Genomic DNA, 12,994 nt, shown 5'->3' with positions numbered 1-12,994 from the left:
TCGGTCAGTCCGTCTCGTCGGGGAACGCGTTGGCGATCTTCCCGCTGCGCAGCGAGCCGTCCAGGTAGGCCGAGCGGCAGGCCCGGCGGCCGATCTTGCCGCTGGAGGTACGCGGGATCGCTCCGGCCGCGGTCAGCAGCACATCGCGCACCGTCACACCGTGCCGCACGGCGATCGCCGCGCGGATGTCATCGGTGATCGGGCCGACTTCGAGCTTGTGGGAGCCGGGGGCACGCTCGGCGACGATGACCAGCTGCTCGGAGCTGTCATCGTCGTCGCGGTGCAGCCCCGCGTGCGCGTTCTCGAACACCTCGTCGGGCAGCTGGTTGGCCGGCACCGAGAAGGCCGCCACGTAGCCGGTACGCAGCGCCTTGCTGGCTTCCTGCGCCGAGTACTCCAGGTCCTGCGGGTAGTGGTTACGACCGTCGATGATGACCAGGTCCTTCACGCGGCCGGTGATATAGAGGTCACCGTCGTAGAAGGCGCCGTAATCGCCGGTGCGGACCCAGGTGGCGTCGTCTGCAGCACCCTCGGCGTGTGACGGGCTGGTCCGTGATTTGAGGGTGTTCTGGAAAACCTCGATCGTCTCTTCGGGCTTACCCCAGTACCCGGTGCCCATGTTCTGGCCGCTCATCCAGATCTCGCCGACCTGTCCGTCGGGCAGCTCGGTCGCGCTCTCGGCGTCCACGATGACGGCCCACTCGGAGACGCCGACCCTGCCGGCCGAGGCCTGGGCAACCGCCTTGATCGAATCGCCATCCACCTCGACGATGCGGCCGCTGTTGAGCTCGTCGCGGTCGACGGAGATGATCTTCGGCTCTTCGGCAGCCGGGGTGGTCGACACCATCAACGTTGCCTCGGCCAGACCGTAGGACGGTTTGATGGCCTTGGCCGGGAAGCCGAACGGGCTGAACGCCTCGTTGAACCGGCGCACGGTCGCCGCCGAGATCGGCTCACTGCCGTTGAGCACGGCCTTCACATTGGACAGGTCGAGCGGCGCGCCATCCTTGGGGACGCCGCGGGCCGCGGCGTGGTCGAACGCGAAGTTCGGGGCCACCGAGATGACGCCACCGGTGTCGCCTTCCTTGCGGGCCATCTCCCGGATCCAGCGCTCGGGCCGGCGCACGAAGGCGGCCGGGGTCATGAAGGTGAAGTAGTGGCCGATCATCGGGGCGATCAGCCCGGTGACCAGACCCATGTCGTGGAAGAACGGCAGCCAGGACAGGCCGCGGTCGCCCTCCTCACCTTCGAGCGCCTCGACGATCTGCACCACGTTGGTGGCCATGTTCAGGTGGGTGATCTGCACACCGGTCGGGATCCGGGTCGATCCGGAGGTGTACTGGAGGTAGGCGATGGTGGACTCGTCGACATCCTTGAAGTGGACCCAGGTGGCGGCGACGTCGTCGGGCACCGCGTCCACCGCGATGACGCGGGGACGCTGGTTGGCCGGCCGGCTGCGGAAGAACTTGCGGACGCCCTCGGCGGCATCGGTGGTGGTCAGGATCGCCGACGGGTGGCAGTCGTCCAGCACCGCGTGCAGGCGGCCGACGTGTCCGGGCTCGGACGGGTCGAACAGGGGCACCGCGACGCGGCCGGCGTAGAGCGCGCCGAAGAAGGCGACGAGGTAGTCGAGGTTCTGCGGGCACAGGATGGCAACACGGTCACCGGGTTGGGTGACCTGCTGAAGCCGGGCAGCCACTGCCTTGTTCCGGGCGCTGAACTGGGACCAGGTCAGGTCGCGGGCGACACCGTCACGTTCGGTCGAGAAGTCCAGGAAGCGGTATGCCAGCTTGTCAGCACGGACCCTGGCCCAGCGCTCGACGTGCTCGACGATGCTGGCGCCGTCAGGGAACTTGATCTGACCGTCCTTGATGAACGGATTGATGAACGGCATTTAAATCTCCTGTCAGAGCCGTACTCGTCGCGTTGTCGCACGTCACTGCCGGTGCGTCGCAGCCACTCGGCGGCCGATACGTCCCAAACCCGAAGATCGTACCGGGCCCGCAGATCCATGCCACGAATCAGCTGACGGCTCTATCCAACCCACTACTCGCGCAAGAAGCTCTTATTTTTCTCTTAATGTTAAGGGACTGTGACGGTGCTGGCCAAATCCGACGCACGATTGACGCCTCCGGCCCGTCCCGGCTACCCGTGCTTTGGATGCGGCGCGTTGTCCACCAGGTCTTTGGCCCAGCTCAGCGCCCACTGCGTGGCGGTTTGTCCATTCTCCACCCAGAACTGCGGGGTGTTGTACAAGGCGTGCACCGGACCGGCCGCGCTGCCGGTCAGCGTCTCCAGGGTCTTGGGCAGATTGAAGATCGAGAACGCCTCCTCCGGCGCCGAGCAGATCAGATCGCCCTTTCCGCAGATCTGATTCGTCCGGTCGTTCAGCGCCCCGAAGCCGCCCTGCCGTGGACCCGTCATGGTCAGGCCCATCTCGGACAGCACCGGCAACTCGTGCAGCGTGATCTCGGCACCCTGTCCGGGCGGGTTGGGGCCGATGTCCTGCCCGACACCGAGCTCGCGGCGGCCGTCGGCGATCAACGTCACGCCCAGCACCAGGTCCTCGTCCACCGGGCCACGGCCGTTGCCGATGTCGCTGGCCAGGTCCCCGCCGATCACCGCGCCCTGCGAGAACCCGGCGATCACATAGCTGGTGAGGGGGCACCGGTCGTTCATGTCCGTGAGCGCCTTGACCGCGGTGCGCTTCCCCTCCGCACGGCTGTCGTTGTAGGACATCTGCTTGTCGGCGGAGAACGGGTTATGGAACTGCGCGGTGTAGGGCACCGTGTAGACCTCGAGGCGGTCTGTCCCGAACTGCTCGGCCATCGGCCGGCTGACATTCGTCATCAGCGACAGCGGGAACTGTGTCGGGTTGATCGGGTCGTCCTGCGGCGAGGACTCCCAGGTACCGGGGATCGAGAGCAACATCACGTCGGGACAGTCGGCGGACTGGAACTCCGGGCGCGGCTTACGCGTCCCCGACGGGCCCGGCACCCCGGCCGGAGGCTGGGCCGACGGCGGTGCCGACGGGGTTTCGGGACGACGCATCACGATCACCACGATCGTCACCACCAGCACCACCACGAGTGCCATGGCCGCGGCGGCGATCAGGGCCAGGATGCGGTGCCGCTTCCGGCGGCCGGCATTTTTTGCCATGGGTTACTCGGGCTCCTCGCGTGCGGTGCGGTGATCTGCTTGTCAGCAGAGATGTTCGGTGGCGATACGGATGTAATCGGTGGCGGCGGCGTCGATCTCGCCGGAGGTCGGGCTTTCCGCGGTGTGGGCGGCCCGGACGTCGCTGCGCACCAGCGGCAGGACGAAATCCCGCACGGCCTGGTCGTTCAGCTTGGCGGCGTGGGCCTGGCACACATACGACCCGATCGACAGCGCCAGCAGCTCACTGGACGGGCTGATCCCCGCGGCCTTGAGCTCATCGAGATACGTGTGCTGCTGCGACGTGATGGCCAGCTCACCGGAGCGGCGTGGGAGAGGCTCCGCGGACACCGCCTGCGGCTGCGCACCGTTGACCTGTGACGTCGGCAGGGCCAGCGGCGCCATGATGTCACCGCTCGCATCGCATGCCGTCAGCAACGACGCAGCGGACACCGCTACCACCAGGGTGGCCGACCGTACCGTGTGCTGCACGCTTCCACCGTACCGGCTGGTGAAAAGTGTCCCGGCGCAGCTGATTCTGGTCACCACGGCGGCCGCCCGGACGGCTTACTTGATGGTCGCGACCAGTTCGCCCGACATCTGCGCCAGCTGCGGAGCCCAGCTACCCCAGTCATGCTGGCCACCGGCCGGCATGTCGAAGTGCCCGTTGCTGCCGCCGACGGAGCGGTAGTGCTGGTAGAAGGACCTGTTGCTGCCCTGCGCCAGATCGCAGACACCGATCATCGCAGCGGGGTCACTGCATGTGAGCACGGCCGGGCTGTACACCCACAGCCGGGTGTTGGCGTCAGCCAGCAACTGCACGTGCACGTCGGGGTCATGCCACTTCCAGCGGCCCAGCTGTGGGGCACCCCACATGCCATAGCTGTCCACGCCGCCGAACTGCGCCATGCCCGCGGTGATCGCGCCGTTGAGAGTGGTGGCCGACGGGGTCAGGAAGCCCGACAGGGATCCGGCGAAGCGGAACCGGTCGGGGTGGAACGCGGCCAGCGTCAGCGCGGCGGTGCCGCCCTGTGAGGCTCCGACGACTCCGTGCCCGCCCGGGGCCAGACCCTTGTTGGCGGCCAGCCAGTCCGGCAGCTCGGCGGACAGGAAGGTCTCCCACTGCTTGCTGCCGTCCTGCTCCCAGTTGGTGTACAGGCTGAACGCTCCACCGGCCGGCGCGGCCACCGACACTCCGCGACCGGCCAGGGTGCTCATCGCGTGACCGGCGTTGACCCAGTTGCTCACGTCAGGGGCCGCGTTGAACGCGTCGAGCAGAAACACCGCATGCGGGCCACCGCCCTGGAACGCCACCGGGATGTCGCGGCCCATCGCCGCCGACGGGACCATCAGATACTCGACACCCTCGGCCCGGGCCGGCGCGCCCGTCGTCGCGGACACGGCCCAGAGGGCAGTGCCGAGCACTGGGGCCAGCAGGGCCAGCAGCATCGTCCGCATCAGACTCAACGCACGTCTCATCATCAACCTCTCCTGCTGCCTGCCGGACTCGACTGCGCACTACACATCTGGGCCCACCGCACACACCCGCGTTGTAGTGAACCACATCGACCTCACAGCCGGGGCGTCAAACGCCCGACCGTGACAGGACCCGGAAACGGCTGACGGCGGCGACCCCGTCGGGGGTCGCCGCCGTCAGGCGTCGTACGTGTTAGGTCGCTACCTACCGCCGGATCAGGCCGTCGGGGTGGCGCCCAGAACCCGCTGCAGATCAGGCTTCATGGCCTGCAGCTGCTGGCCCCAGTAGGCCCAGTTGTGCGTACCGCTCTGCGGGAAGTTGAACACCGCGTTCTTGCCACCGGCCGCGATGTACTTCTCCTGGAACGTGGAGTTGGTGCGGCACACGAAGCCCTCCAGGAACTTGGCGGGCATGTCAGCGCCACCCAGCTCGCCGGGCTTGCCGTTACCGCAGTAGACCCAGAGGCGAGTGCCGTTGTTGGCCAGGGTCGCGACGTTCTCGGTCGGGTCGTTGGCCTTCCAGGCGTTGTCCGGATCGCCCGTCTTGCCCCACATGTCGTCGGCCTTGTAGCCACCGGCGTCACCCATCGAGACACCGATCAGCATCGGCCACCAGCCCTCAGACGGGTTCAAGGTGCCCGACAGCGAGGACGCGTAGACGAACTGATCCGGGTGGCGAGCCGACAACATCAGCGCCGACGAACCGGCCATCGACAGACCGACCACAGCGCTACCGGTCGACTTCACGTCCTTGTTGGCCGCCAGCCATGAGGGGAGCTCCTGGGTCAGGAAGGTCTCCCACTTGTAGGTCTTGCAGCCGCCGTCCTTGCTGCCACAGGCCGGCTTGTACCAGTCGCTGTAGAAGCTGGACTGACCGCCGACCGGCATCACGACCGAGATGCCCGAGTTCAGGAACCACTCGAACGTAGGCAGTTCGATGTCCCAACCGTTCTGATCCTCACGAGCACGCATGCCGTCGAGCAGATAGAGCGCAGGTGCACCCGCGCCACCGCTCTGGAACTCGACCTTGATGTCACGTCCCATCGCTGCCGACGGAACTTCGAGATACTCGACCGGCAGGCCGGGTCGAGACCAAGCTCCAGCGGTCGCCGAGCCGCCCACGACGCCCACCAGGCCAGGCAGCACGGCCGCCGCCGCAACCGCGACCGTCAGCCGGCGCGACAAGCCGCGCATCTTCCCAACGAACTTCATACCGCTCCCTATCTGAATCTTTTCTTCGTATTCCGCACATCGATGTCAGGACCGACGTAAGCGGCTCACGTGCCCGTGTAGTCAACCACACGAATGCGTGATGCTTCTCTTCAGCAGTTGTCGTCCCTGATCGCTCCCTCAGCCGTTCACGGTCGCGATCAGGTCTGGTTTCGGGGCCTTCGAACGAGCCGCCCGGTACGGCCGGGCACCGTCGCCCGGCACGCAATTCGCCCACCCCACTACAGCGTTTCCGGTCGCCCAGACCTGCTTGGTGTCGGTCCGATACGCCGGGTGCTCCGGTGTGAGGAACGTCTCCCGTTCACAGGTACAGACACCAGAGGTCAGCATCGGTTTCTCATACCGTCCGTTCAAGATCGATCATGCGGGCTCGTCTGGGTATCGGCGCCACCCGGCCGGGCGTTACCGAATACACAGAATTCAGTCCTACGATCCCGCCCCCGTCACGGTCCGGTGGCGGGCATTCCCGTGTACGGCGGGTTCTTCGGTTCGGGGACCGGTAGGCCGCATCGCTTCAAGTCATAGAGCGGCACCCGGTCGATCCGGTACTTGGTGAACTCGTACGCGTGCGCCAGGTTGGACAGGAACCGCCGCGGGCTCATCTCCCCGCGCACCGAGTTCAGCATCGACTCGGTGGCCGGGCAGTCCAGCGCCGCCTGTGCCTGCGCGATCCAATCCTCGTCCAGGTAGGGCGGGATGTACTGCCTGGTCTTGAGGAACGGTCCTTCGGCGACGGCCCAGTCCGGGAACAGATTCTTGTCGTGGCCGATGCGGCCGTCGGTCAGCCTCTGCGTGTGCATCGCCAGCGGATTCGTCAGACCGATCTGGTCGATGACCCGTACGTCGAGCCCGACGTTCATGCCCAGCATGCCCATGTTGGTGAAGAACACGGTGTGCGGGGTTTCCAGCGCCCGACGGGCCTCCGGGGTGAGATCGGGCGGCGGCGGATAGGCGGGGACGACGTCCCACTGGTCGTAGTTGCCCGACGGCAACAGCAGCGCCCCGTCGGGGGTGTTGTTGATCGCGGTCAGCACCGCACGCATGCGCGGATAGTCCAGGTAGTCGGCGGCGGTCAGCGGGTGCGCATGGCCCGTGGCCTGCGAGTAGAACCGACGCTCGTCGACGATGCCGGTGTAGGTGACGCGGGTACCGTCGGCACCGAGGCCCGGCGAGTTGGCGGCCCAGATCGACCAGCCCACCACCGAGGCCCACAACACGCTGGTGGCCGCGGCCAGCAGGTAACCCGTCTCCCGGGTGAACCTGGTGCCGTCGGGCAGCACGACCGGAATGACCGCGACGGGCATCAGCAGGCAGAACAGCGGCGTCAGCAACACCCGGCCGTGCATGAAGTCACCGCCCTGCCGCACCCAGTAGATGCCCTGCAGCAACCCGCTGACGAACATGAAAAGCACTACCGCGGCAGGACTTTGGACGGTGCGTGCCAGCCAGCCGTAACCGCGGGGCACCTGATGACGCACCCACCACGGCCGGGTCCTCGTGGTCAGCAGAACCGCACCGAGCGCGGCCAGCAGCAGCACCGGCACCCACAGCAGGTACGGATGGTTGAAATTGGTCAGATAGGTCAGGCCCTGGGACCACTTCGATCCAGAGGCGTCCTTGGCCACCGCGGTACCCGGCACCAACAGCCCGTAGTAACCCATCCGGAAGATCTGATAGGCGACCGGCAGCAGCCCACCGGCCACCACGATCAGGACCCGGCGCCGCCGGCCGCGCGCCGCGATCAGCATCATGACCAGTGCGCCGCCGCCGATCAACGCCAGCTCGGGGCGGATCAGCACGCTCAGCCCGGCCAGGGCGGCCAACACACCCTCGAAGTACTTGCTGGACACCGGGTTCGGTGCACCGGCGGCTACCCCGCGCCTCGTTGCCGGAGCCGCACGCAGAGCTTGCGACCAGCACACCAGCATCCACCACAGCAGACCCAGATAGGCCAGGACCAAACCGTTTTCGAGCCCTGAGGTGGCGAAGTCGCGGGCCGGCGGGACGGCGATGTAGACCAGCGCGCCGGCGGGCAGCAGCAGTGCCCGGCGGCCCTGCAGGCTCGGGGCGTACAACCGGCCGGTGCCGAGCATCGCCAGAACGACGCCGAGCACGCTCAGCGTCAACGCAAGGGCCAGCGCCACGTACTCCATCTGGACCGAGCCGCCGAGCCATGCGCCCAGCGCCATCAGGTAGGTCCACACGGTGGAGGTGTTGGCCTCGATCCGTTCACCCGCATTGAAGACGGGGCCGTTGCCCGCGAGCAGGTTTCGCACCGTCCGCAGCACGATCAGGCCGTCGTCGGCGATCCATCGGCGCTGCCAGGCACCCCAGCCGAACAGCCCGGCCACCACGACCACGCTCACCCACAGGCTGACCCGCACCGAGACGTCGTAGGGAAACACCGGCCACCGCGCCAACCGTGCACCCACGCCGCCTGCCAAGCGGCGCAACGTAATCCGGTCAGCTGAAGTAGATGGCTGCACCGATGGTTCCGATCCAGGCCAGGAACAGGATCTGCAGCACTCGGTCTTTCAGCGCAATCTCCTCAGGCTCACCGGCGATGCCACCGTCGATGTCAACCGCATAGCGCAGGATCGCGACGGTGAACGGAACCATCGTGATCGCGTACCACGACGCGTCCTGGCCGTCGAGGCCCAAGGCGTCGTTGGCACTGTCGCGCCCGAACGCCCACAGGCCGTAGCAGAGCACCATCGCAGTGGCCGACAGTGTCCAGACGAACCGTAGATAGGTGTTGGTGTAGCTCTCCAGCGACTTGCGGATCTTGGCCCCGGTGCGCTCGGCCAACTGCAGTTCGGCGTACCGCTTGCCCGCCGCCATGAACAGCGAGCCGAAGGCCATCACCAGCAGGAACCATTGCGACAGTGGGATATCGGCAGCCACACCACCGGCGATGGCGCGGATCAGGAAGCCCGAGGACACGATGCAGATGTCGAGCACGGCCTGGTGCTTGAGCCCGAAGCAGTACGCAAGCTGGATGGCGATGTACACCGCCATCACCAGCGCCAGCGCCGGGGTCAGCAGCCACGAGATGCCCAGCGAGGCCACCGCGAGAACGACGGCCAGCACGTAGGCCATCCACTCCGGCACCACACCGGCGGCGATCGGCCGGAACCGCTTCGTCGGATGGGCGCGGTCGGCCTCGACGTCGCGGGCATCGTTGATCAGATAGATCGACGACGCGGCCAGGCAGAACACCACGAACGCGATCGACACCTTGTAGGCGAGGTCGCCGTAGTCGTATTGGATGCCGCTGCCGACCGCGGCCAACGGCGCGGCCAGGACGAGCAGGTTCTTGATCCACTGGCGCGGACGGACGGCCTTGATCAGCCCGGCGGCCAGATTCTTCGGCGGGCCGACCTCCGGCAACACTTCCTCACTCATTTGGCCACGGTCTCCTTCGGCCCGACACCGGCAGTTCTTCCGACCACCGAACCCACGGCTGCCCCGACGGCCACGCCGGTCAGCACATCGGTGGGATAGTGCACGCCCAGCACCAGACGGGACAGCGCCATGGGCACCACGAGCACCGCGCGCACCGGCAGACCGGTGGTCCGGGCCAGCAGGACCGCCGCCGCGGTGGTCGAGGTGGCATGTGCCGAGGGGAAACTCAACCGGCTCGGCGTCCCGACGTTCACGGCGACATCGGGGTGATGTGGCCGCTCACGGCGCACCACCCGCTTGATCAGTACCGCCGCGGCATGGGCGACAAAGGCGCCGACGCCCACGGCGATCCATGACCTGCGCTTGGCCGGCTGGGCCAGCGCACCCCCGGCCGCGAGCGCGAGCCAACCCAGACTGTGCTCGCCGAAATGCGACAACGCACGTGCGCCGCTCAGCACGCCGGGCCTGGTGGCCAGGGCAGACTGCACGGCGACCAACACGGCGTCTTCGCCGCGCGGGGCATCGGTCATGTCAGTTTTTCTCCGCCGACTCTGTCAGCAACACCGTCTCCCACTTCTGGGTGCTGGTCAGCACCGGCAGCGCCTCACGATAGACCTTGCGCATCCGGTCGAACTGACGGACCACTCGCAACTGCTGGCGCAGCGAGGCACGGAGCAACGCGAACATCTTGGCGCGGTCCCGCTGCCGGTACACCACACCACGCCCGTCAGCGGTCGTGACGGTGACCCCGTCGACCCGGCACATGGAGAACCAGCGGGCATCCTGGGTGGCCACGTTGATCTGCGGCTGGATGTGGGTTTGCGGATCGTGCTGGCGCAGTTGGTGGACGACGCCGCGGGCCAGGTTCACCGCGATCGCCGGCTTGGAGACCGGGATGCCGATCTTCTTGCGCCGCAGATCCGAGGCCGGCGGTAGTTCGGTGGCACCGCCCACGACGACGGCGTCGGGGTACTCCTGGCGCATCTTGCGGATGTCGGGTAGGGCCGATTCCAGGATGGAGAAGATGTGCTCCGGGCCGGCCAGGAAGTCCTCCATGGCCCGGTTCTGGATGGCGACGGTCGAATATTCAAGGCACAGAAGGTGTTTGAAGGTGGCCTTGAGGTGGCTGGCCAGCAGCCCCCGCGCATCGCCATCCCAGTGGATTGCCGACACCACCAGCCGGTTGCGCAGGTGGAAGTAGGCCTGCCAGTCGATGGCGTCGTCCTTGTCGCTCCACGCCATGTGCCAGATCGCCGCGCCGGGAAGGGTGACCGTGCGGTAGCCGTGTTCGGCGGCGCGCAAGCCGTACTCGACGTCGTCCCACTTGATGAACAGCGGCAGCGGCTGCCCGAGCTCCTCGGCCACCTGCCGGGGGATCATGCACATCCACCAGCCGTTGAAGTCCACGTCGATCCGGCGGTGCAGCAGCTTGCTGCGGACGGCGTCGGTGTCGTCCAGCGCATACTTGGCGAAGTCGTGGTCGTATTCGGCGTTGGGCGCCGCCGACCACATGAAGTTCGCCCGGTCGACCATCTCGCCCATGATGTGCAGGTGTGACGGCTCCTGCAGGTTGAGCATCTGCCCGCCGACCAGAATGGGTTCCTTGGCGAACCGGTTCATGGCCAGGGCCCGCAGGATCGAATCGGGCTCGATGCGGATGTCGTCGTCCATGAACAGGATCTGTTCACAGTCGGTGTTCTTCAGCGCCTCGTACATCACCCGGCTGTAACCGCCGGAGCCACCGAGGTTGGGCTGGTTGTGGATCGTGAGCCGGTTGCCGAGTGCGGCTGCGGCGGCCTCGAATCCCGGATGGTCCTTGGCCTTGCTGGTGCCCTGGTCGGACACGATGACCGCGCTGACCACCTCGTCCACCAACGGATCCGAGGTCAGGGCGGCCAGCGCGTTGACGCAGTCCGAGGGACGGTTGAAGGTCGGGATGCCGACGGCGATGTTGGCCCGGCCCGGCGCGGGGGACGGGGCGTACCAACCGGCGCTGTGGACCCGCACCGCGGTGTTGCTGGTGATGTCGAACCAGATCCACCCGCCGTCCTCGAAGGGGGTGAGGTCGATCTCGAATTCGACGCTCGCCGGTTCGGCGGAGTCGCCGCTGGAGACTGGGGCGCCGCCCACGGTGATCCGGGCGCCGGTGGCCTTGGACCGGTAGACGTCGACCCGGGCGGTGCCGGTCAACTCGACTCGCAGCACCACCGATTTCAGGGTGGACCAGCGCCGCCAATAACTGGCCGGGAAAGCGTTGAAGTAGGTCGCGAACGAGATACCGGATTCGGTACCGATCTCGAGGGTCGTCCGCGTCGGCGCATGGGCCCGACGGGCATTGGTCGGATCCTCGTCGAGATAGAGCTTGCGGACGTCCAGCGGCTCGCCCGGTCGCGGCAGGATCACGCGGGCCAGCAGACTGACGGCCCGGGATTCCCCGGCGTCCAGCGCGCCGGAAGGGATGTCACTCATGCGTTGCTGCTTTCCTTGTCGGTCTGCTCGGTCACCAGCGGTGCACCGTCAGTCAGGTGCGGGGCCAGGGTGTTGTCGTACATGTTCAGCGCACTGGCGATGGCCATGTGCATGTCGAGGTACTGGTAGGTGCCCAGCCGGCCGCCGAAAAGCACCTTCGCCGAGGCGGTTTCGGCCTTGGCGCGGGCCCGGTAAGAAGCCAGCAGGGCACGGTCGGCGTCGGTGTTGATCGGGTAGTACGGCTCGTCGTTCGCTTCGGCGAATCGCGAGAACTCCCGCATGATGACCGTTTTGTCGGCCGGGTAGTCCCGCTCGGGATGGAAATGCCGGAACTCGTGGATCCGGGTGTACGCCACGTCGGCGTCGTTGTAGTTCATGACGGGCGTGCCTTGGAAATCACCACAGTCCGTCAACACCTCGAGATCGAAGTCCAGTGTGCGCCAACCCAGCCGGCCCTCGGAGTAGTCGAAGTAGCGGTCCAGCGGACCGGTGTACACGACCGGGGCGTCGGGGTTGGCCGCGCGGAGCTCATCGCGCACGTCGAACCAGTCGGTGTCCAACCGCACCTCGATGCGGTCGTCGGCGGCCATGTTCTCCAGCCAGGCGGTGTAACCGTCGACCGGCAGGCCCTCGTAGGTGTCGTTGAAGTAGCGGTTGTCGAACGTGTAGCGCACCGGCAGCCGGGTGATGTTGGACGCCGGCAGCTCGCGCGGGTCGGTCTGCCACTGCTTGGCGGTGTAGTGCTTCATGAACGCCTCGTAGAGCGGGCGCCCGATCAGCGAGATGGCCTTCTCCTCGAAGTTGGCCGCCTCGTGCCCGGCGATCTCGCTGGCCTGCTCCTTGATCAGGGCGCGGGCCTCGTCGGGGGTGAAGTACCGGCCGAAGAACTGCGAGACCAGGCCCAGCCCCATGGGGAACTGGTAGGCCTGGCCGTCGTGCATCGCGAAGACGCGGTGCTGGTAGCCGGTGAACTCGGTGAACTGCCGCACGTAGTCCCACACCCGCTGGTTGGAGGTGTGGAACAGGTGGGCCCCGTACTTGTGGACTTCGATACCGGTCTGCGGTTCGGCTTCCGAGTAGGCGTTGCCGCCGATGTGCGGGCGGCGTTCTATAACAAGGACACGCTTGCCCAGCTGCGCCGCGGCGCGCTCAGCGATCGTCAGACCGAAGAAACCGGAGCCGACGACGAATAAGTCGAAATGTGCGCTGGACTGGTCTGTAGCGACCCGGGGAGATAAGGACGTCATCGGCAGCCAGG

General features: G+C 66.9%; 10 protein-coding genes. All 10 read right to left on the bottom strand.

Annotation, left to right across the window (positions count from 1 at the left end):
- Positions 1–4: 4 nt before the first annotated feature.
- Complete coding sequence (gene fadD32 / locus ACZY08_RS06255; RefSeq protein ID WP_463743683.1) at positions 5–1,894, bottom strand: long-chain-fatty-acid--AMP ligase FadD32; 1,890 nt, start codon at positions 1,892–1,894, stop codon at positions 5–7.
- A gap of 251 nt (positions 1,895–2,145) precedes the next feature.
- Positions 2,146–3,159 (bottom strand): carboxylesterase Culp6, encoded by a 1,014-nt coding sequence (gene culp6, locus ACZY08_RS06250; protein WP_463743682.1) that lies wholly within the window; start codon positions 3,157–3,159, stop codon positions 2,146–2,148.
- Positions 3,160–3,201: 42 nt separating this feature from the next.
- The gene (locus tag ACZY08_RS06245) at positions 3,202–3,648 is read right to left on the bottom strand and encodes a hypothetical protein (protein WP_463743681.1); all 447 of its coding nucleotides are present in this window, start codon (positions 3,646–3,648) and stop codon (positions 3,202–3,204) included.
- A gap of 75 nt (positions 3,649–3,723) precedes the next feature.
- On the bottom strand, positions 3,724–4,635 hold the full coding sequence (locus ACZY08_RS06240; RefSeq protein WP_463744173.1) for an alpha/beta hydrolase-fold protein: 912 nt from the start codon (positions 4,633–4,635) through the stop codon (positions 3,724–3,726).
- 213 nt (positions 4,636–4,848) lie between these two features.
- Positions 4,849–5,844 (bottom strand): esterase family protein, encoded by a 996-nt coding sequence (locus tag ACZY08_RS06235; protein WP_463743680.1) that lies wholly within the window; start codon positions 5,842–5,844, stop codon positions 4,849–4,851.
- 461 nt (positions 5,845–6,305) lie between these two features.
- Positions 6,306–8,348 carry a flagellar motor control protein ZomB gene (gene zomB / locus ACZY08_RS06230; protein WP_463743679.1) on the bottom strand — a complete coding sequence of 681 codons (2,043 nt, stop codon included), beginning with the start codon at positions 8,346–8,348 and terminating at the stop codon, positions 6,306–6,308.
- Positions 8,326–9,267 carry a decaprenyl-phosphate phosphoribosyltransferase gene (locus ACZY08_RS06225; RefSeq protein WP_463743678.1) on the bottom strand — a complete coding sequence of 314 codons (942 nt, stop codon included), beginning with the start codon at positions 9,265–9,267 and terminating at the stop codon, positions 8,326–8,328. Before ACZY08_RS06225 ends, zomB begins: the two co-directional genes overlap by 23 nt.
- Entirely contained in the window at positions 9,264–9,797 is a 534-nt protein-coding gene (locus ACZY08_RS06220; RefSeq protein WP_463743677.1) for a phosphatase PAP2 family protein, read from the bottom strand. The genes ACZY08_RS06225 and ACZY08_RS06220 overlap by 4 nt, the downstream gene beginning before the upstream one ends.
- 1 nt (position 9,798) lies before the next feature.
- On the bottom strand, positions 9,799–11,736 hold the full coding sequence (locus ACZY08_RS06215) for a glycosyltransferase (protein WP_463743676.1): 1,938 nt from the start codon (positions 11,734–11,736) through the stop codon (positions 9,799–9,801).
- The gene (gene glf, locus ACZY08_RS06210; RefSeq protein ID WP_463743675.1) at positions 11,733–12,983 is read right to left on the bottom strand and encodes a UDP-galactopyranose mutase; all 1,251 of its coding nucleotides are present in this window, start codon (positions 12,981–12,983) and stop codon (positions 11,733–11,735) included. The genes ACZY08_RS06215 and glf overlap by 4 nt, the downstream gene beginning before the upstream one ends.
- Between the last annotated feature and the right edge of the window lie 11 nt (positions 12,984–12,994).

The organism is Mycobacterium sp. IDUB_9, from assembly GCF_055419505.1.
Note: the sequence above shows the minus strand (reverse complement) of the source record. Positions and strands in the feature narration are given on the sequence as shown.

Excerpts from the sequence above, each read along its gene's own strand:
- ACZY08_RS06215 (WP_463743676.1), bottom strand. The coding sequence starts at position 11,736 with ATGAGTGACATCCCTTCCGGCGCGCTGGACGCCGGGGAATCCCGGGCC.
- ACZY08_RS06240 (WP_463744173.1), bottom strand. The coding sequence starts at position 4,635 with ATGAGACGTGCGTTGAGTCTGATGCGGACGATGCTGCTGGCCCTGCTG.
- fadD32 (WP_463743683.1), bottom strand. The coding sequence starts at position 1,894 with ATGCCGTTCATCAATCCGTTCATCAAGGACGGTCAGATCAAGTTCCCT.
- glf (WP_463743675.1), bottom strand. The coding sequence starts at position 12,983 with ATGACGTCCTTATCTCCCCGGGTCGCTACAGACCAGTCCAGCGCACAT.
- ACZY08_RS06220 (WP_463743677.1), bottom strand. The coding sequence starts at position 9,797 with ATGACCGATGCCCCGCGCGGCGAAGACGCCGTGTTGGTCGCCGTGCAG.
- ACZY08_RS06225 (WP_463743678.1), bottom strand. The coding sequence starts at position 9,267 with ATGAGTGAGGAAGTGTTGCCGGAGGTCGGCCCGCCGAAGAATCTGGCC.
- culp6 (WP_463743682.1), bottom strand. The coding sequence starts at position 3,159 with ATGGCAAAAAATGCCGGCCGCCGGAAGCGGCACCGCATCCTGGCCCTG.
- ACZY08_RS06235 (WP_463743680.1), bottom strand. The coding sequence starts at position 5,844 with ATGAAGTTCGTTGGGAAGATGCGCGGCTTGTCGCGCCGGCTGACGGTC.